The sequence below is a fragment of the Nonomuraea sp. NPDC052116 genome, assembly GCF_040680035.1.
GTDB classification, from domain to species: domain Bacteria; phylum Actinomycetota; class Actinomycetes; order Streptosporangiales; family Streptosporangiaceae; genus Nonomuraea; species Nonomuraea angiospora_A.
On sequence record NZ_JBFAWA010000023.1, the window covers coordinates 182,559 to 201,054 of the forward strand.

21 protein-coding genes are annotated in these 18,496 nt (G+C 69.2%); 8 read left to right on the top strand and 13 right to left on the bottom strand.

The genetic code is table 11. From position 1 onward, the window contains the following. Nucleotides 1-63: 63 nt before the first annotated feature. Nucleotides 64-1,311, top strand: a complete 1,248-nt coding sequence (locus AB0L65_RS37940) for an MFS transporter (RefSeq protein ID WP_364255747.1) — start codon at nt 64-66, stop codon at nt 1,309-1,311. A 54-nt stretch (nt 1,312-1,365) separates the two neighbouring features. Beyond that, the gene (locus tag AB0L65_RS37945) at nt 1,366-2,067 is read left to right on the top strand and encodes a phenylalanine--tRNA ligase beta subunit-related protein (protein ID WP_364255750.1); all 702 of its coding nucleotides are present in this window, start codon (nt 1,366-1,368) and stop codon (nt 2,065-2,067) included. Between the two features lie 205 nt (nt 2,068-2,272). Here the strand turns inward: AB0L65_RS37945 and AB0L65_RS37950 are convergent, their stop codons facing one another. Next, complete coding sequence (locus AB0L65_RS37950; RefSeq protein WP_364255753.1) at nt 2,273-2,485, bottom strand: DUF397 domain-containing protein; 213 nt, start codon at nt 2,483-2,485, stop codon at nt 2,273-2,275. Nucleotides 2,486-2,524: 39 nt separating this feature from the next. Beyond that, nucleotides 2,525-3,400, bottom strand: a complete 876-nt coding sequence (locus AB0L65_RS37955; RefSeq protein ID WP_364255756.1) for a helix-turn-helix transcriptional regulator — start codon at nt 3,398-3,400, stop codon at nt 2,525-2,527. 174 nt (nt 3,401-3,574) lie between these two features. On the opposite strand from AB0L65_RS37955, the gene AB0L65_RS37960 reads away from it, so the two are divergent. Then, the gene (locus AB0L65_RS37960) at nt 3,575-3,721 is read left to right on the top strand and encodes a hypothetical protein (protein ID WP_364255759.1); all 147 of its coding nucleotides are present in this window, start codon (nt 3,575-3,577) and stop codon (nt 3,719-3,721) included. Nucleotides 3,722-3,876: 155 nt separating this feature from the next. Beyond that, nucleotides 3,877-4,137, top strand: a complete 261-nt coding sequence (locus AB0L65_RS37965) for a hypothetical protein (protein ID WP_364255762.1) — start codon at nt 3,877-3,879, stop codon at nt 4,135-4,137. Nucleotides 4,138-4,607: 470 nt separating this feature from the next. On the opposite strand, the gene AB0L65_RS37970 is transcribed toward AB0L65_RS37965, so the two are convergent. Beyond that, entirely contained in the window at nt 4,608-5,174 is a 567-nt protein-coding gene (locus tag AB0L65_RS37970) for a hypothetical protein (protein ID WP_364255765.1), read from the bottom strand. A gap of 368 nt (nt 5,175-5,542) precedes the next feature. Here AB0L65_RS37970 and AB0L65_RS37975 point away from each other — a divergent pair, with 368 nt between their 5' ends. Further along, on the top strand, nt 5,543-5,779 hold the full coding sequence (locus AB0L65_RS37975; RefSeq protein ID WP_364255863.1) for a tyrosine-type recombinase/integrase: 237 nt from the start codon (nt 5,543-5,545) through the stop codon (nt 5,777-5,779). Here AB0L65_RS37975 and glnA read toward each other — a convergent pair. Beyond that, nucleotides 5,767-7,191: a type I glutamate--ammonia ligase gene (gene glnA / locus AB0L65_RS37980; RefSeq protein WP_350728806.1), complete on the bottom strand. Its 1,425-nt coding sequence runs from the start codon at nt 7,189-7,191 to the stop codon at nt 5,767-5,769. The two genes, AB0L65_RS37975 and glnA, sit on opposite strands and share 13 nt — an antisense overlap. 93 nt (nt 7,192-7,284) lie before the next feature. Then, nucleotides 7,285-8,361 (bottom strand): hypothetical protein, encoded by a 1,077-nt coding sequence (locus tag AB0L65_RS37985; RefSeq protein WP_364255768.1) that lies wholly within the window; start codon nt 8,359-8,361, stop codon nt 7,285-7,287. Nucleotides 8,362-8,438: 77 nt separating this feature from the next. Here AB0L65_RS37985 and AB0L65_RS37990 point away from each other — a divergent pair, with 77 nt between their 5' ends. Genes AB0L65_RS37990 through AB0L65_RS38000 form a run of 3 tightly spaced genes read left to right on the top strand, consistent with a single transcriptional unit; the run spans nt 8,439 to nt 10,510 of the window. Further along, on the top strand, nt 8,439-8,900 hold the full coding sequence (locus AB0L65_RS37990) for an RDD family protein (protein WP_350728810.1): 462 nt from the start codon (nt 8,439-8,441) through the stop codon (nt 8,898-8,900). Nucleotides 8,901-8,958: 58 nt separating this feature from the next. Next, complete coding sequence (locus tag AB0L65_RS37995; RefSeq protein WP_364255771.1) at nt 8,959-9,594, top strand: TetR family transcriptional regulator; 636 nt, start codon at nt 8,959-8,961, stop codon at nt 9,592-9,594. After that, nucleotides 9,572-10,510 (top strand): hypothetical protein, encoded by a 939-nt coding sequence (locus tag AB0L65_RS38000; protein WP_364255774.1) that lies wholly within the window; start codon nt 9,572-9,574, stop codon nt 10,508-10,510. Before AB0L65_RS37995 ends, AB0L65_RS38000 begins: the two co-directional genes overlap by 23 nt. Here the strand turns inward: AB0L65_RS38000 and AB0L65_RS38005 are convergent. The 8 genes from AB0L65_RS38005 to lipA all read right to left on the bottom strand — a co-directional run bounded on the left by AB0L65_RS38005 (nt 10,491) and on the right by lipA (nt 18,468). Next, nucleotides 10,491-11,255, bottom strand: coding sequence for a class I SAM-dependent methyltransferase (locus AB0L65_RS38005; protein ID WP_364255777.1), 765 nt, complete (start codon nt 11,253-11,255; stop codon nt 10,491-10,493). The genes AB0L65_RS38000 and AB0L65_RS38005 overlap by 20 nt on opposite strands. After that, the gene (locus AB0L65_RS38010; RefSeq protein ID WP_350728818.1) at nt 11,255-11,935 is read right to left on the bottom strand and encodes a DUF4191 domain-containing protein; all 681 of its coding nucleotides are present in this window, start codon (nt 11,933-11,935) and stop codon (nt 11,255-11,257) included. Before AB0L65_RS38010 ends, AB0L65_RS38005 begins: the two co-directional genes overlap by 1 nt. 64 nt (nt 11,936-11,999) lie before the next feature. Further along, a complete protein-coding gene (locus AB0L65_RS38015; protein WP_364255780.1) occupies nt 12,000-14,378 on the bottom strand; it encodes a glycoside hydrolase family 3 C-terminal domain-containing protein in 2,379 nt (792 codons plus the stop codon). A 143-nt stretch (nt 14,379-14,521) separates the two neighbouring features. Beyond that, on the bottom strand, nt 14,522-15,337 hold the full coding sequence (locus tag AB0L65_RS38020; RefSeq protein ID WP_364255783.1) for an alpha/beta hydrolase: 816 nt from the start codon (nt 15,335-15,337) through the stop codon (nt 14,522-14,524). Beyond that, nucleotides 15,313-15,699: a VOC family protein gene (locus AB0L65_RS38025; protein WP_364255786.1), complete on the bottom strand. Its 387-nt coding sequence runs from the start codon at nt 15,697-15,699 to the stop codon at nt 15,313-15,315. Before AB0L65_RS38025 ends, AB0L65_RS38020 begins: the two co-directional genes overlap by 25 nt. A gap of 87 nt (nt 15,700-15,786) precedes the next feature. Further along, nucleotides 15,787-16,743: a helix-turn-helix domain-containing protein gene (locus AB0L65_RS38030; protein WP_364255789.1), complete on the bottom strand. Its 957-nt coding sequence runs from the start codon at nt 16,741-16,743 to the stop codon at nt 15,787-15,789. Nucleotides 16,744-16,810: 67 nt separating this feature from the next. Beyond that, nucleotides 16,811-17,416: an alpha-ketoglutarate-dependent dioxygenase AlkB gene (locus tag AB0L65_RS38035; protein WP_364255792.1), complete on the bottom strand. Its 606-nt coding sequence runs from the start codon at nt 17,414-17,416 to the stop codon at nt 16,811-16,813. Between the two features lie 122 nt (nt 17,417-17,538). Further along, a complete protein-coding gene (lipA, locus tag AB0L65_RS38040; protein ID WP_350728831.1) occupies nt 17,539-18,468 on the bottom strand; it encodes a lipoyl synthase in 930 nt (309 codons plus the stop codon). Between the last annotated feature and the right edge of the window lie 28 nt (nt 18,469-18,496).

Consider the following 18,496-nt stretch of genomic DNA (forward strand, 5'->3'; position numbering starts at 1 on the left):
CCGAACGCCCCCTGAGGCCGCGCCTGTTGAGGGTGGAAGTGGCGTTTCAGCAGGCTGAGGCGCATGATGTTCGGATTCTCCCTCGCCTACTTCCTCGTGATCCTCGACACGACCGTGCTGACGATCGCGCTGCCCGATCTGCGGGCCTCGCTCGGCGGCTCGCTGGCCGGGCAGCAGTGGGCGGTGAACGCGTACACGGTCGCCTTCGCCGCCTCGCTGCTCGTCGGGGGAGCGGTGGCCGACCGGTACGGCGCGGCCCGGATCTTCAAGGCCGGCGTGGTGGCGTTCGGCGCGATCTCGCTGCTGAGCGCCGCGGCGCCGCACCTGGGCGTGCTGGTCGGGCTGCGGGCCCTGCTCGGTGTGGCGGGCGCGCTCTGCACGGGCGGCTCGCTCGGCCTGCTTCCGCAGCTCTTCCCCGACCCGGCCGCCCGCGCCCGCGCCACCGGCCTGTGGGCGGCCATCACCGGCACCGCGCTCGCCGCCGGCCCGCTGCTCGGCGGTCTCCTGGTGGACCTGTACGGCTGGCGCGCGGTCTTCCTGCTCAACCCGCCCCTCGCCCTGATCAGCCTGCTGGCCATGCGCCGGGTGAGCTCGCCGCGCGGCCACCGCGGGATCGACTGGCGGGTCCAGGCGCTGGCCTGCGCGTTCCTGGGCCTGGTGGCGCAGGCCCTGATCGGCCCCTCGGTCCTGGCGGGCGTCGCGGCCCTGGCCGTACTGGCCGTGCTGGTGCCGGTGGAGCGCCGCAGCCACGCCCCCGCGCTGCCCGGCGGCCTGCTCGCCGCCACCTGGCCCGAACTGCTCGCGGGCACGGTGGCCAACTTCGCCTTCTCCGGCGCCCTATTCGTCCTCACGCTCCTGCTGCAGGACACCCGCCACCTGGACCCGCTGGCCGCCGGGCTGGCCTTCCTGCCGCTCACCCTCCCCATGACCGTGAATCCGCTGCTCACCGGCCGCCTGGTGGCCCGCTATGGCCCGCGCCCGCCGATCCTGTGCGGCCTCACCCTGCTCGCGACCGGCCTGGCGGGGGTCGCCCTCACGGACGCGCTGGCGTTGTGGCTGGTGGTGATGGGGTTCGGGCTGTCGTTCGTGCTGCCCGCGCTGATGGCGGGCATGGTCAACAGCGCTCCACCGGGGACGGCGGGCACGGCGGGCGGCGTCCTGAACGCGTTCCGCCAGGCCGGCGCGACCCTCGGCGTGGCGGTCATGGGCGTCATCGGCCGGCCGCTGCTGGCGGCGGCCGTCCTGACGGCCCTGACCTGCCTGTGCTACGCGGCGGGCGCCTGGCGCGCCCGCACGGCCGCCCTGACCTGACGAGGCGGGTATCGTGATCGGCTGGTGGTTTGTCCGGGGATGGCGAGGTGGGCCGTGCGTTTCCAGCATTCGAGTGACATCTGGCGGGACTTCCCGGAGCTCGTCCCCGGCGTGCTCGTCGCGTCGGGCGTCTCGGCGGACGTCTCCGTCGACGACCAGCTCTTCGAGCTCGGCGAGCTCGCCGCGGAGCGGCTCGCCACCTCCTCGGAGGGCGAGTTGCCGGCGATCCAGGCGTGGCGGCGGGCGTTCTCGAAGATGGGCCTCAAACCGACCCAGTACCGCTGCGCCTCGGAGTCCCTGCTGCGCCGCTTCCGGAAGGAAGGCGCGCTGCCGCGCCTGCACCCGCTGATCGACCTCTGCAACGCGGTCTCCATCGCGTACGCGATCCCGGTGGCGGTGTTCGACGTCTCCAAGATCTCGCAGTACGTGGAGGTCAGGTACGCGGCGGGCGACGAGACGTACCTGACCTTCTCCGGCGAGACCGAGCACCCGCCGCCCGGCGAGGTGATCTTCGCCGACGCGGAGGGCCGGGCGCACGCCCGCCGCTGGACCAACCGCCAGAGCGGCCTCTCGGCCGTCCGCGACACGACCACCGACGTCCTGATCGTCGCCGAGGCGCTGCACGACACCGCCAGGAAGGACGTCGAGTCCCTCATGGCTGCGCTCTCGGACGAACTGGCCGCCGTCTGGCACATGACGCTGCCGGAATACACGATCCTCGGCCCGTCCGAGCCCCGGTTCGAGTTCCCGGCGTGACGTTTCGCGACGTGAAACGGCCCGGGACCGTGATCGGTCCCGGGCCGTTCGCCGTGTGCGGGTCGGCGAGCTTGAGGCCGCAGGTGTCATGTCGGTGGTTGGCCTCGACCGAACTCGGCGGACGGGCCGCCGGAAAGCGATGCCGTGCTCAAGCCGTCACTAGATCATTGGCCGATCCGTACTCAGAGGGTCCGTCAACAGAAGTTCAAGGAAGCCTGACTTCGCCCCGCTTTATTCTCCCGAGAAAGCTCTCGTATTCGGCCGGAGAGAGGGTGATTATTCCGTCCGATGGATTCTTGGAATCCCGCAGTCCGATGCGTCCGTCCCCGAAAACGCCGACCTCGACGCACGACCCGGTGGCTCCGCACTGGAGACTTCTGTGCCAGACCTTCGGTGAAGCAGGGGTGACCTGATTCATCGTGTCATCCTTTCTATGGTTAACAAGGTGTGGGCCGTTCTAGACCCACTTCTCTATTTGTGACTCGAGAAAGCGTATCGTGTCTTGCGGATTGAGCGCGACTTCACTTAGACGCTTGAAGGCCATGAACTGGCGATGAGTCCGCATTTCGTCCATGTCGACGTTTCCCCCGGACTCGTCCTCTACGTAGAGGACCTCGGGATGAATTTCGCCAAAGCCTTCAACGGTGGGAAATCTTAGTAAAATGAAATTTGGCATGTAGCCGCCTGGGAGGCCCTCGCGATTCAGTAGGACCTGGAGGGAGAGGTTGGGGGCTTCGGCCACATCCACAAGATGGCGTATTTGGGCTGCCATGATGGAGTTGTCGCCGACGCGTCGCATGAGCGTGGATTCATCCATGACCACGTTGAAGCTCGCCGAAGAGTTGCCGAGGACGCGCTCGATGCGTGCCATGCGAAGCTCGATTCGGCTTCGAATTTGACGTGGCGTCAGGAGGTCCTTATAAGGAGGGACATCGATGATCATGCGTGCATAGTCGGGGGTCTGGAGCAGCCCTGGAACGATTATGGCCTGCCATTCCCATGATTCCTCGGCACCGCTTTCGTAGCCGAGATAGTCGATGAATCCTGGCGGGATGGCATCAGAATACTTCTCCCACCATTCCGGAGCTGTGGACGGCGGCACCAGATCAAGGAGACGTGTGCGTTCTGGCTCCGGAATCTGGTAAAGAGTGAGCAGTGCTGCTACGTCGGTGGAGCGAGGTAGTGTCTGCCCGTTTTCCAGTCTGGAAATCTTAGACGTGGACCACTTGAGCTCCCTGGCAACTTGAGGGCCGCTGAGGCCGATCGCCTCGCGCCGTCGCCGGAGCTCGGCCACGAGTCGCCGGCGGAGGATCGTGGGGCTTCCTTGAGTCATCGATGCCTCCGCTTCTCTGCCTGGCTCTAACCATCCCGTACGTCCGGCAAAGCCACTGCAATCCTCACTGGGACGCTTGAGTTATGTATCGCAAGGATTCTCTCAAGGAATCTCAGCGGGAATCCCGCTAGGCTTTACTCTAGGAGACCCGATCAGTCTTCTCAAGAGGGAGGTGTGAAAGACGAGACCAATGTTGCCAGTGAATATCGCTTCCCGGCCGGCGTGCTGCGTTCTGCCGGAGACGTTCGATCCGGCACCCTCAGGGATAGCCTCACAGTCGGGCGGTTCGCCGGGTGTGCCCGCTTCATCAAGGTGAGCTGAGCTGAGCCACCGACTTCGTTCGGGAGCCTCGCCGCGCACGCCACAGCAGGAGGATGCAGGTCGTATGACGCAGGGCAACGACGCATGTGCGAACTGACGGCTGGCTTCTCGTGCCACTTCCGCACTCAGGTCTAACAAGATCAAGGAGGGCCTTCTTGATCATGGTCCACCGTATACGCGTCTTGCACTGGCTCGTCCATGCGATGCAGACGGCCGTTATCGCGGGACTCCTCGCATTCTGCGTTGCCAGGGAATTGGGCGCTCAGTCGCTGGCGGCGCTGGGCGCAGGAGGCAGCACCTTCGTCGCGGTCTCGATGGGCTTCGCCGCTTTCCTCACCGCCACGGGCACGTTAAAGGAGCCGGCTCTTCCGGCGACGAGCAGCGTCAGGCCGCCAACGGATCAAGACGTACAGTAATCGGGCCGCTGCTTCGTCACGCGCTGTGCTGGATCGCCCGGGGAATGAGAAAGGCCATCGACGATGCTCTCAGTGGTGGAGCGCCGATGGCCTTTCTCGGTGTGCAAGCGCCCTGGCTGTGCCTGTAGACAGCGCGTGAACCGCTACCGCTATCAACGTCTCCCGTCGACTTCCGGCGTTCTACGGCCTCGGACGGAACTGGGGAGGCCGCTCCGGCACAGTGGGTATGACGGCAAGCATGAGGAGGATGGACAAGGCGGCGGCTGAGAACGAGAACCAGAAGCAGGGGAGGACTCACCGTCAGAAGCGGTGATGCGGTCGGCTACCCCTCGCCGGCCGCTCCTTGAGCTGCTCTCTTCGCACGCCGCACCCAAGTTTCGGGGCTGGGGAGTCCCGATCTGACCCATGCCCGAGGTAGAAAAAGTCGCCGATGGACGACTCCTGCGTTGTGTGGCGGGCCCTTCCCGTGATCAATGCCGGCTGCGCCAGTCCAGGTTCGCTTGCCCGGCTTCCGCGACAGGGACGTAGAAAATACTCGGCATGAAGCCCGGCAGCACATAGCCGTCATATTCCGCGACGACGACGCCGGTTCCATTCCATGTCTCCGAATAGTCGTCGTTCATGGTCTGGAAAGACCTCATGGCCGGCACCACGAACACACCGGCAGGCTGATATTCCTTCGATGCTTCCTCCCGTGAGTGTACCGGCCTCCTGAGATCGATGAAGAAATATTCGTATTCACCCTCCCATGGGAGGGGTTCGTAAATCTCGAAATCTATGCCGCGCAGCGAGACCACCTGTTGCGGCTGGATGTTGTAGTCCATGGCAGCACGGACGAGGTTGAACAGGGTTTCGCTGTCCTCGGGAGTGAGCGTGTACCCCTCGGTGGCGGCCCAGATCCGGTAGAGATAATTACTGTTGTCATTAACATCATCGTCGTAGTCCATGCGGATGAGAGCTGCCCGCATTACCTCCGCCGGATAGTCCTCCCGCCCTTTGCTGATCAAGCCGTCCACAATGCTCTGCGGATCGTCCATGATTCAGGGCCCCTTCTCCTGTTGGAGCCCCGCACGCGCGGGGCGATCCAGTCGTTGCCATCGTCCAGCAGGGCGGGCGCGCGTTCAAGGGGTGAAAGACCGACGCGGCTACCGCGATCTGGCCGTCCATTCTGTCTGCCGTCGACCCACTGCGGAGCGACAGTGGGGGCGGGGGAGGGCCACTGCGTTTCCCCGGTCATCTGCTTCAGCCGCCGGCCACGAGCAGCCGGACCCGTGACCGCGTGCGCTGACCGGTTCGTCCCCGTGTCCGGAAATGAGCGCTCCCTGTGATCACTCTGTACCGTCGTGGCGGCCCATCCACTCGTCCGCGCCGGCCGTCCGGCGTTTTTGCGTGCCGTCCGCAGGGGGTGAAGCGGGAGGCGGCGGCGCGTGCGGCCCGGTGGGCCGCCTTGAAGCTTGAACGCGCCATGCGGAAAGCCCGTGGCAAGGTGCAGGACCTTCCCACGGGCTTTCGATTCCACGACTTGCGGCACTACCTCGCGTCGCTCCTGATCGCCTCGGGAGCTGACGTCAAGGTCGTCCAGGCCCGGAAACCGCGCGATGAACAGGCAGCTCGCCGCGCGGCAACCGGTCAGACGTCGTAGTACAGCTCGAACTCGTGCGGGTGCGGGCGCAGGCGGATCGGGTCGACCTCGTTCTCCCGCTTGTACGCGACCCACGTCTCGATCAGGTCAGGCGTGAAGACGCCGCCCTCGAGCAGGTAGTCGTGGTCCTCCTCCAGCGCGTTGAGCACGTCGGTGAGCGAGCCGGGCACCTGCGGGATGTTGCGGGCCTCCTCCGGCGGCAGCTCGTAGAGGTCCTTGTCGACCGGCTCCGGCGGCTCGATCTTGTTGCGGATGCCGTCGATGCCCGCCATCAGCATCGCCGCGAAGGCGAAGTACGGGTTGCAGGACGGGTCGGGCACCCGGAACTCGATGCGCTTGGCCTTCGGGTTGGAGCCCGTGATCGGGATCCGGACGCAGGCCGAACGGTTGCGCTGGGAGTAGACCAGGTTGACCGGGGCCTCGTAGCCGGGGACCAGGCGGTGATAGGAGTTGACCGTCGGGTTGGTGAAGGCCAGCAGTGACGGCGCGTGCTTGAGCAGGCCGCCGATGTAGTAGCGGGCCGTGTCGGACAGGCCCGCGTAGCCGACCTCGTCGTAGAAGAGCGGCGAGCCGTCCTTCCACAGCGACTGGTGGCAGTGCATGCCGGAGCCGTTGTCACCGAAGATCGGCTTGGGCATGAACGTGACCGTGTGGCCGTACTCGAGCGCCGTGCTCTTGATGATGTACTTGTACAGCATCAGGTTGTCGGCGGTCTTGAGCAGCGTGCCGAACTTGAAGTCGATCTCCGCCTGGCCCGCCGTGCCGACCTCGTGGTGCTGCATCTCGACGTCGATGCCGCACTCGATGAGGTTGCGCACCATCTCGGAGCGCAGGTCGGTGAAGTGGTCCATCGGCGGGACCGGGAAGTAGCCGCCCTTGTAGCGCGGCTTGTAACCGAGGTTGCCGCCCTCGGTGGCCTTGCCGGTGTTCCAGGCGCCCTCGATGGAGTCGATGTAGTAGTAGCCGGCGTTCTGCTTCGTCTCGAAGCGCACGTCGTCGAAGATGTAGAACTCGGCCTCAGGGCCGAAGTAGACCGTGTCGGCGATGCCCGTGCCCCGGAGGAACTCCTCGGCCTTGCGCGCGACGTTACGCGGGTCGCGGCTGTAGGCCTCGCCGGTCAGCGGGTCGTGCACGAAGAAGTTCAGGTTGAGCGTCTTGTGCTGGCGGAACGGGTCCACCACGGCGCTGGACGGATCGGGCAGCAGAAGCATGTCGGACTCGTGGATCGCCTGGAAACCGCGGATCGACGAGCCGTCGAACATGAGTCCGTCGGTGAAGACGCTCGCGCTGAAGTTTTCTACCGGGAAGGTGAAGTGGTGCGTCGTCCCCGGCAGGTCGGTGAACCTGACATCGACGAATTGCACCCCTTCGTCACTGATGAACTTCAGGACGTCGTCGGCGGAGTTGAACACTCTCGAACCTCCCTGGGGACTGGCCATCATGCCGACGCTAGGGCGTGGCCGTTTCCGTGTGGTGTCTCGATTGTTTCGCACATGTTACGCAGGTCAGGTGCCCTTCGAAGCCGCACAGCCCTTGGGTTCGTCCCGTTCCAGCTCATACGGATCGGTGGGCGGTCCCGTGGGCGCCACCGTACCCCGAGGCGAGTCCTCGTACTCGGGATGGATGAAGCCGTCGCGCGTGTCGCAGCTCGCCGGGGTGCTGCTCGCCCCCCAACGCAGCGGCCACGCGACCAGCCGCCCCTCCTCGCGGTACAGCAACACGCGGCCCTTGGGATGGGCGACGACCCGGATCGTGGTGTCCGGCCGGCCCGGGCGGTGCACGGCGTAGACGACGATGTGGTTCAGCTTGAGCTCGACGCCGCGCCGCCAGCGGTCCTTGAACGTGCCCAGCTTGACCCGGCCGCGCACCTTGATCACATCGGTGGAGAACTCGGCCGTGCCCTTGGCGAACTGGATGACGAAGGCCGCCGAGCCCTTGTGCTTCTTCATGTCCCGGAGGAACCAGTCGCGCTGGTCGGGGCTCAGGAGCTTGGTGAACGCCGACGGCTTGCCGCCCAGGAGCGCCTTCTCGTCGAGGAAGGCCGCCGCCATCAGCTCGCGGGTCAGCTTCAGGCCCTTCGCGACGTCCTTCTTCGACAGCCCGCCCAGCGCCTTCGCCTCCGGCATCACGAAGCCGGCGGCCCCCTCGGCGTACTTCTCGGCGGGAGATCCGGCGAACGGGCTCGTCGGCTCCTCGGCGGTTTGGTCCGCCGGGTCCTCGGCCGGTTCGACGGCCGGCTCGGCGATCGGCTCGGCGATCGGCGTCGGCGGTTCGTCCACGACGACGCCCGAGGTGAGCAGGTCGGGACGGAAGGTCACGATCACACCCGCGGCCGTGATCAGCGAGGTGATCACGGCCATCGCGATCCAGGCCCGCCCGATCCGCCGCCGCGGCTCGGACCCGTATCCCCCGGAATCCTCGGATAAGCGCGCCGACCTGCTCTCGCGCCTGGCTAAGCGGTCGGTACGCCGCTGTTCTTTCGCGCCTTTGACGGCCGCGGCGCGCATCCTGCGCTGTTGCTCCTCGTCTATCTGCGCGACCAGCTCGTTGAAGCGCGCGTCAAGGTCATCCCCGTGTGGCATGGCGTACATGATGGCCGTTCTGCGACGCGGTTGGGTCACGAAGCCGACCGGCCTACCGGGCGGATACCGTTGAGGGCATGAGCAGCAAGGAGCCTCGGTGGACGCAGACCTGGCTGGGCGGGGTCAGGTCCGCCGGGGTCGATCTCGGATACCCGGGGGAGCGCCTGGGGCTGCCCGAGGAGGGCAGCGGGTCGATCGCCGGCTGGGGGCGCAGGATCGCCGCGCTGGTCATCGACTGGATGATCTGCACGTGGGTCGTCGTGCAGCTGCTGCTCAGGATCAACCCGGCCGAGCAGCCGTGGGCGCCCGCGGCCGTCTTCGCCGTTCAATACCTGATCCTGGTCGGGTTCATGGGGCAGACGTTCGGCCACCGGCTGGCGGGCATCAGGGTGGCCGCGATGGACGGCGGCGACCCGCGCTGGCTGCCCGTGCTGGTGCGCTCGGTGCTCCTGTGCCTGGCCGTGCCCGCCCTGATCTGGGACCGCGACCACCGTGGGGTGCACGACCGCGTCTCCAACACGATGGTCGTCCGCATGTAGCCGAGTAAAAAGCCGTACCGGGTTCAAAAATGTACCCGGTACGGTTTATGCTGCCCTCATGGGGTTGAGGGAGCGGAAGAAGGAGCAGACGCGGCGGCGGATCGCCGAGGTGGCGTTGCGGCTGTTCGACGAGCGCGGTTACGACGCGGTGACCGTCAACGAGATCGCCGAGGCGGCCGGGGTCGCCAAGGTGACGCTGTTCAACTACTTCCCGACCAAGGACTGCCTCGTCACCGAAGGGGTCAAGGAGGACCTGGCGGCGATCGTGGCCGGGCGGGGCGAGGGGCGCTCGCCCCTTCAGGCGCTGCGCGAGCACTACCGCTCGATGGCCGCCCGGGGCGCGGGCGTGGTGGACGTCGAGGCGCTGCTGGCCAGGGTGCGGGTGATCGGGTCGAGCCCGGCCCTGATGGGCGCGCTGCACGCGATGCACATGAGCGAGCGCTACGAGCTGGCCGAGGCCCTCGGGGAGGTCTACCCCGGCGACGACCTGACCGCGCGGCTCATGGCCGGGCAGATCACCGCCGCCGTCACCACCATCCAGGAGGCATTCTTCCATCGCATCGCGACGGGCGAGCCGCTGGAGGAGGCGGGCCGGCGCCTGGCGGGTGACGTGGAGCTGGCCTTCGACCTCCTGGAGCACGGCCTCACATACGTAAAAGAGGGGATAAATCATGAAAAAGGGGATCAACTATGATGTCGGGTTCCTGCCGGGTGACAGCCTGAGCCGCAGGTCGTTCCACCTCGAGGACGTCCGGCGCGACATGCGGACGATCGCGGAAGACCTGCACTGCGCGTCCGTACGCATCTCCGGCCGCGACCCCGAGCGCCTCGAGGCGGCCGCCAGGGAGGCCGCGGCGGCCGGGCTGGAGATCTGGTTCACCCCGTTCCCCGTGGACCTCACGCAGGACGCGATGCTGGAGGTCTTCGCGGACGCGGCCCGGCGCGCCGAGTCGGTGCGCCGCGACGGAGCCGAGGTCGTGCTGGTCACCGGCTGCGAGATCACCGCCTTCGGCCACGGCTTCATCGACGGCGACGGGTACGGCGACCGGCTCGGCGCCATGATGGCCGGCGACATGGAGTGGTGGACGTCCCTCATGCACGTCATGCCGCGCTTCAACGCCTACCTGGCGAAGGTGGCCGAGACCGTGCGGCCGCTGTTCGGCGGCCGGCTGAGCTACGCCTCGGCGCCGTGGGAGCCGGTCGACTGGGCCCCGTTCGACGTGGCGGGCGTGGACGCCTACCGCGCCGCCTACAACGCCCACGACTTCGCGGACGAGCTACGCGCCCAGTTCAAGCACGGCAAACCGGTCGCCGTGACGGAGTTCGGCACCTGCGCGTACCGCGGCGCGGGCGAACAGGGCGGCTCGGCCTGGGTGGTGCCCGACGGCGCGGTGCGCGACGAGGGCGAGCAGGTGCGTTACTTCACCGAGCTGATGGACGTCTTCGAGCAGGAGGGGGTGGAGACCGCGCTGTGGTTCACGTTCGCCGCCTTCAACCGGCCCGGCGAGGCCGACCTGGGCTCCTACGGCGTGGTCAGGATGCTCGACGAGCGGCGCTGGGAGCCCAAGGAGGTCTTCCACACCATGGCCGCTAGGTACGCGCGCAGCTGAAAATGGCCGTGCCCGGGAGGTGACGGCCGCGCAGCGGGCTCCAGCCGCCCCACACCCGCTCGTGCCCCTCCGGCCACTCGGGCTCCAGCAGCCCCGTGACGGTCAGCCCGGAGGCGACCAGCAGATTCACCCAGTCACCCATGGTGCGGTGGTGTTCGGCGTACGTGACCGCGCCCCGTTCGTCGTGCTCCTCATAAGGGGAACGGTCGAAGTAGGACCGGTCGGACGTCAGCCCGCGCGGCCCCGGATCGTCCGGGAACGCCCACCGGATCGGATGGCTCACCGAGAACACGAACCGGCCGCCCGGCCTGAGCACCCGCCGCACCTCGCGGAAGACGGCGAGCGGGTCGGCCACGAACGGCAGCGCTCCGAACGCCGAGCAGGCCAGGTCGAAGGAGGCCGCGGCGAACGGCAGCGACTCGGCGTCGGCCTGGACCACGGGCACGCGCAGCCCCGTGTCGAGGTCGATGCGCTGGGAGTGGCGCAGCTGCCGGTGGGAGACGTCGAAGGCGGCCACCTGCGCGCCCTGCGTGACCAGCCAGCGGGCGCACTGCGCCGCCCCGCAGCCGATCTCGAGCACGCGCCGTCCGCGCACCTCGCCGAGGAGGTGCGCGTCGGCCTCGTCGACGCCCTCGGGACACCACACGAACCCGGTGTCCCGCAGGAACTCGCCGTGTTCGAGCTGGTAGTCGTCGGCGTTGCCGTCCCACCACCAGCGGTTGGCCCGTGCGGAGGAGGACAGCACTAGCGCATCTTGGGGCCGCGCGGCATGCGCGCGCCCTTGGGCATGGGGCCCTTGGGCAGCGGCATGTTCTTCGGCAGCGAGCGCAGCCGGTCCTTCACCTCGTTGACCGCGGGCTTCTTGAGGTTGCGCGGCAGCTTCATCAGGTGGCGCTGCAGCTTGCCGAGCGGCACCTGCCCCTCGCCGTCACCGCACTGGATGTCGTAGATCTCGATGCCCAGGACCACCCGCGCGACCCGCTTCTTCTCGGCCGCCAGCATCTTCGCCACCCGGTTGCCCGGCCCCTCGGACACCAGCACGACGCCCGGATAGCCGACCACGAGATGGATGAGGTCCTGGTCGCGGTTGACCGCGATGGCAGGGGTGACCTGCCAGTTGCCGCGCATGCCCTGCAGCACCGCCGCCGCGGCACCCGTCTGGCCGTGCAGGATCGAATATTGGGCCTTCTGGGCGAGCTGCCCGAAGACCACCAGACCAACCGTGAGCGCGGCCAGCACACCGATGAACACCGAATACCACAAGTAGTCCGTGACCAGGCCGATCACGACGACCACAGCCAGCGTGCCCACCGCCGAGAGGAAGACGATGGGCAACCCCTTGGGGTTGGCCTGCTTGATGATCTGCGCGATCATGCGGAGCTGCTTGATGCGCCCCGGCTTCTCTGGATCCTCGGACTTTGCCATGCTCTGAAGGATACAAACCAACAGGTGCGGTATGGAAAACGTGACCCCGCCATTTCGCGCACGGCTAGATCTTCACGGTCGCGGACAGGCGCGGATCGGCCGCGTGGCGGCCCGCCTCGACCGTGTGAACGCCCTCGACGGTCCGCCAGCCGCCCTCCTCCCAGACCTGGAAGGCCCGCTCGGGCAGGAACACGGTCGTGATCACGGTCTCCCCGGGCGCCGCCTCGACCACGTCGAACCCGGCCAGCGCCCTGTCGGCGTACACCTGCACGACCTCGCGGCCGGGGCGGTCGCCGGTGTTGGTGACCGCCACCGTCACGCTCGTGCCCTCGGCCGCGATCGAGTCGTAGGACCAGGTCGTGTAGCCCAGCCCGTGCCCGAACCAGAACGCCGGCGCGCGGCCCGTACGCTCCCACGCCCGGTAGCCGATCGACGTCCCCTCCTCATAGGCCACCACACCGTCCACCGGCGTCACGTCGACCACGGGAGCGTCCGCCAGCCGCCGCGGCCACGTCGTGGGCAGCCGCCCGCCCGGCTCGGCGTCCCCGAACAGCACGTCCGCCAGCGCCGCCCCCGCCTCCTGCCCCGGGAACCAGGTGAGCAGCACGGCCGCCACCTCCTCCGCCCACGGCAGCTCGACCGGCGAACCCGCGTTGACCACCACGACGGTGCGCGGGTTGGCCGCGGCCACCGCGCGGATCAGCTCGTCCTGCCGCCCCGGCAGCCTGAGGTCCGCGCGGTCGAAGCCCTCGCTCTCCACCTCGGGCGTGGTCGCGGCCACGACCACCGCCACGTCGCACTCCGCCGCCACCCGCACGGCCTCGGCCATGAGCTCGTCCTCGCCGGGGCCGGGGTTCGCGTGGCCGGCCGTGAAGGACACGAACGCCATCCCGCCGAACGCCCCGGCCGGGTGCGTCACGACCACCTCGTACGCCTGCCCGGCGGCCATCGGCCGGCTGATCCGCCGCTCGGGCGGCGACAGGAACGCCATGGCGGGGTCGTCGCCGTCCGGGCCGATGCTCTCGTCGAAGACGCTCTCGCCGTCGACGGCGACGGTGAAGGCGCCCACGCCTGCGACCGACAGCTGGTGCTCGCCCGAAACATCCGGTGTGTACGTGGTACGCAGCCGGACCGCCGCCAGCCGGTCGCCGTCCACACCCGGCGGCAACTGGCCGACCCACCGCGCCTCGGCCGTGGCCAGCGGCTGCTCCGACAGCACCGCGCCATCGGCGTCCAGGAAAGCGGCCGTGGCCGGGCCGGGGAGCGGGGACAGGCGGATCCGGGGGTCGGTGCCGAGCGCGTACCGGACCTCGGCCCGCTCGCCGAGCCCCTGCAGCGGCGAGACGATCCGGCCCGGGAAGACCTGCGCGCTCCCGCCGCCCATGACGCGCGCCTCGGCGGCGGCCGCCCCGATCAGGGCGATGGTCCTGACCTGCCGGAACGGCAGGATGCCGTCGTTGGTGAGCAGCGTGAAGCCGCGCGTGGCCACCTCACGCGCCAGCGCCACCCCGTCGACGGCGGGCTGCTCATCGGCGGCCGGCGTTTCCGCGGCGTCGGTGGCGGCTCGCTCCTCGGCGGGGGGCGGCTTCGAGCCGTGCAGGGCTCCGACGCGGTGGGCCAGGCGCAGGATGCGGCGCACCCGATCGTCCACGACCGACTCGGGCACCCGCCCCTCCCGCACGGCGGCCTCCAGCCTCTCACCCCACGGCCCGTGCGGGCCCGGCATCGCCACGTCGGTGCCGCCCAGCGCCGCGGCCTCGGTCGTCCGCACCGCCGTCCAGTCCGACACCACGAACCCGTCGAACCCCCACTCGCCCTTCAGCACCCCGTTCACCAGCTCGGCGTGCTCGGTCATGGTCGTGCCGTTGACCGAGTTGTAGGCGGTCATGAGGCCCCACGCCCCGGCTCGCACCACCCGCTCGAACGGCCGCAGATAGACCTCGCGCAGCGCCTTCTCGCTCACCCGGACGTCCGCGGTGAAGCGGTCGGTCTCGAAGTCGTTGGCCACGAAGTGCTTCGGGGTGGTGGCCACCCCGCCCTCCTGGACGCCCTCGACGTACGCGGCGCCGATCTCGCCCGTCAGGTACGCGTCCTCGGAGAAGCACTCGAAATGCCGGCCGCCGAGCGGGGAGCGGTGCAGGTTGATCGTGGGGGCGAGGAGCACGTGCACGCCCTTGCGCCGGGCCTCCTGGGCCAGCAGCCGGCCCGCCCGGCGGACCAGGTCCACGTCCCAGGTGGCGGCCAGCGCGGTCGGGCTGGGCAGCGCGATCGAGGGATCGACCGCGCTCCACTGCTCGCCGCGCACGCCGATCGGGCCGTCGCTCATGACGAGCCGATCGAGGCCGATCTCGGGCAGCGGCGGGAGCGACCACATGCCGGCCCCGGTGAGCAGGCGGACCTTGGCGCCGAGGTCGAGCCGGGCGATGAGTTCGTCGAAGTCCACGAGCCCAGTCTCCACCAGCTCGCGCGGGGCTCAAATGAGGCTCACACGAGGTCTCAGGCGGGGCTCGGGCGGGGCTCAGGGAGGCTCGGGCGGGGGCTCACGAAGGCTCACGGGGGCTCAGGTGGAGGGCTCAGGCGGAGGGCTCAGGCGGTGGCGAAGAACTCCAGGAGCTCGGGCACCAGCGCCTGCGGGGCCACGTTGTGCGCCTGGCCCTCCAGGACCCGCCGTACCGCGCCCGGCACGGCCGCCGCGACCGCCAGCCCCGCGTTCGACATCCACCCGGGGCTGTCCTCGCCGTTCAGCACCAGCGTCGGCTGCCCGACGGCGGCCAGCCTCCCGGCGGGCAGCGCGTTGCCCGGCCCCAGCACGGCGGCCTCGTAGGCGAGGGTGTGGGCCAGCGCCTCCACCTGCGCCCAGGACGGCTGCGCGCGCATCGCGGCCACCGCCTCCGGCGGCGCCTCGGCCGCCTCCACCATGAACCGCTCGACGGCCTCGCCCCGCCTGCCCGCCCTCACCAGCGCCTCCAGTCGCGCGGCGAAGTCGCCCGGGAGCGGGGGCGCGCTGTCGTCCACGTGGTACGGCGGCTCCCACAGGGCCAGCCTCGTGACGGCCGGATTCCGCACCGCGGCCTCCAGCGCCAGCGCGGCCCCCGACGAGCCCCCGAACACCATCGCCGACCCGCCCGCCGCCTCGATGACCGCCGCCAGATCCTCGATCTCCCGCTCGACCGCGTACGGCTGGGTGTCCCCGCTGTCGCCGCGCCCCCGGCGGTCGTAGTCGTACACCGTGAACCACGGCGCCAGGGCGGCCGCCACGCCGGCCAGCGTGACGTGGCCCCGCACCCCGAACGCGCCGTGGACCAGGACGACCGCGGGCCCCTCGCCGTGGCTGTCGAAGGCGATGACGGTCCCGTCCGGCGAGATCGCCTTGCCGCTCAGGCGGCCGGCTGCGCCAGGCACAGCGCCTCCCAGTGGTGTCCGTCGAGGTCGGCGAAGCCGCGCTGGTAGCGGATGCCGTCCTCCTGCTTCACGCCCGCCGGGGTGGCGCCGAGCGCCAGCGCCTTGTCGACCAGCTCGTCCACCTGGGCCGGGTTCTCCATGCCCAGCACCAGGATCGCCTCCGTGGCCGTGTCGGCGGCGGCGATCTCCTTGGTGATGTACGAGCCGAACGTCGGCTCGGTCAGCAGCATGACCTGGGTCTGCTCGCTGATGATCACCGACGCCATGCCCTCGGCCATGCCGAACAGGTTGAAGCCGAGTTCGGCGAAGAACTTCTTCGACCGCTCGAGATCCTTGACCGGCAGATTGACGAACAGCTGCATTTTCCTCATCCCTTCCTTCGATGTGCCTTCAGTCTGCCGATCGAAGGGGGTGCCGGTCTTGGATCTGGGCGCCAGGCGGATTGACGTTCAGCGCACGGTGTTCAGGCGCCGGTATTCGGCGGGCGGCGTCCCGTACGCGCTCTTGAAGAGCCTGCTGAAGTGGGCCGAGTCCGGCAGCCCCCACCGGGCCCCGATCTCGCTCACGGACCGGGTGCCGCCCGCGGCCAGGTCCGCGCGGCACCGCTCCAGCCGCCGCTGCCGGATCCAGGCGGCCACCGTGGTGTGCTCCGCCTCGAACAGGCGGTGCAGGTAGCGCACGGAGATGTGGTGCGCGGCGGCGACCGTGGCCGGGTCGAGGCCGATGTCGCCCAGCCGCTGCTCGATGAAGGCGTGGATCTCCATCAGCAGCACGCGCTGCCGGGAGTCCTCCGGTAATGCCCGCGTCAGCTCGACGTGTTCGGCGACGGCGGTGCTGACCAGGTCGGTCACGATGCCCGACAGCCTGGCGGCGCTGCCCGGCCGGTACGTCTCGATGTCCTCGGCCACCCGGCGCAGCAGCGGCACGGCCAGCGCGGCGGCGCCGGTCTCGGCGGTGATGGGGACGGCGGCGAGCGCGTCCACGGCGCCGGACGGCAGCGCGAGCAGGTCGCGCGGGAAGCTGAACAGCGCGAGCCGCACCGCCGAGTCGTAGGCCAGCTCGTAGGGCCTGGTGAAGTCGTAGATCGCGAAGTCGCCACGGCTGAGCTGCGCGTCCCGCCCGTCCTGGGAGAGCCGCGGGCTGCCCTCCAGGGCCAGCACGACGCGGTACATCTCGGGGCTGCCGCTGTCGATCATGCCCGGGGTGCGGTGCACGCTGTGGGGCGTGGACGTACGGATCCGGCCGACGGTGACCGAGCCCAGCCCGCCGGTCACGATCTCGCCCCGCAGCGGGGCGCCGGGGGCGATCCTGCAGTCGAGCGGGCCGAGCGTGTCACACACGATGCTCCGCCAGGCGTCGTGACGTCGCTTGGCGGGCAGGTCGCTCGTGCGGATCAGAACCGCCATGTCCGCTCCCGGGGGTCGGCTGCCCGCCATGCTAACGCGCCGCATGAAGCAGCAGCCGGGAGTCCGGTTACGGTGCCGGGTCGTTGACCGTGCGGAAGGTCACTGACACGCGCCGCGTGCGCGGGACGCGGCCTGCCGTGGTGGGGTCGCTCTTGCGTGCGGCGATGCTGTGGCGCCAGGTGTATCGGGCAGGTCCTGACATGACGCACAGGCTGCCGGGGGCGAGCGATATCGCCACCTTCGTACCGTCCGCAGGATGGGTGAAGTCCATGACGCAGGCGGAGCCCAGGGAGATCGCGGCGACGACCGGGCCGAAGCAGGGCACGCAGTCGACGTGTGGGCTGATGCCCTGACCCGGCTGGTACTCGTTGATGATCACTTGGTTCGCCTCGCTGTCCATGACTCCTTCGCGGACCAGGCGCACGGCCTGCTGTCGTGCCCATCCCGGGATCGGTGGAGCGGCGGCGACCAGGGGATCCGTCGCCACAGTTCGGCGGCCGTAGTCGTAGCGGTGGCCGTAGTGCTGCACTCGTCGTCGCAGTTGTGTGGACCACTCGGCGGCGTCGAGGGATGAGAGCAACGACGCGCAGGCGTCGGGAGCAAGCCAGCCGGCGATGTAGCGCAACCCCGGCGGAAGGCCGTCGAAGGACAGTTGATCGAAAGACTCCGGCATGCCGAGAACAGTAGCCAGCCGTCAAAGGACTTCGAACGATTTTGCGGTGGCGGTGTCACGAGCGTGGCCGGGTATGGAGCGGCCCCGGGACCGTACGGGTCCCGGGGCCGAAGGTTGGGAGGTCAGGCCGTCTGGCGAGCCTCGATGGCCTGCTTGTAGAGGCGGCCCGCCCGGTACGACGAGCGCACGAGCGGCCCCGAGAGCACACCGGCGAACCCGATGGCCTCGGCCTCCGCCTGCAGCTCCACGAACTCCTCGGGCTTCACCCACCGCTCCACCGGGTGGTGCCGGGGCGTGGGCCGCAGGTACTGGGTGATGGTCAGCAGGTCGGTGCCGGCCGCGTGCAGGTCGCGCATGGCCTCGACGACCTCCTCGCGCGTCTCGCCCATGCCCAGGATCAGGTTGGACTTGGTGACCAGCCCGGCCTCGCGGGCCGTCGTGATCACCGCGAGCGACCGCTCGTAGCGGAACGCGGGACGGATCCGCTTGAAGATCCGCGGCACCGTCTCGACGTTGTGCGCGAACACCTCGGGCCGGCTGGAGAAGACCTCCTCCAGCTGGTCGCGGTTGCCGTTGAAGTCGGGCACCAGCAGCTCGACGCCGCACCCGGGCAGCAGCCCGTGGATCTGGCGGGCCGTCTCGGCGTAGAGCCAGGCGCCGCCGTCGGGCAGGTCGTCGCGGGCGACGCCGGTCACGGTCGCGTACTTCAGGCCCATCTGCTGCACGGACTCGGCCACGCGGCGCGGCTCGTCGCGGTCGTACTCCTTCGGCTTGCCCGTGTCGATCTGGCAGAAGTCGCAGCGGCGCGTGCACTGGTCGCCGCCGATGAGGAAGGTCGCCTCGCGGTCTTCCCAGCACTCGTAGATATTGGGACAGCCCGCCTCTTCACAGACCGTGTGCAGGCCCTCCCGGCGCACGAGCGATTTCAGCTCGGTGTATTCGGGGCCCGTCTTCAGCTTGGTCTTGATCCACGGGGGCTTGCGCTCGATAGGGGTTTCGGCGTTACGCACCTCCAGGCGGAGGAGCTTTCGGCCTTCAGGGGCAACGGTCACGTCCCCAGCTTACGTCTCCTGGAAAAGC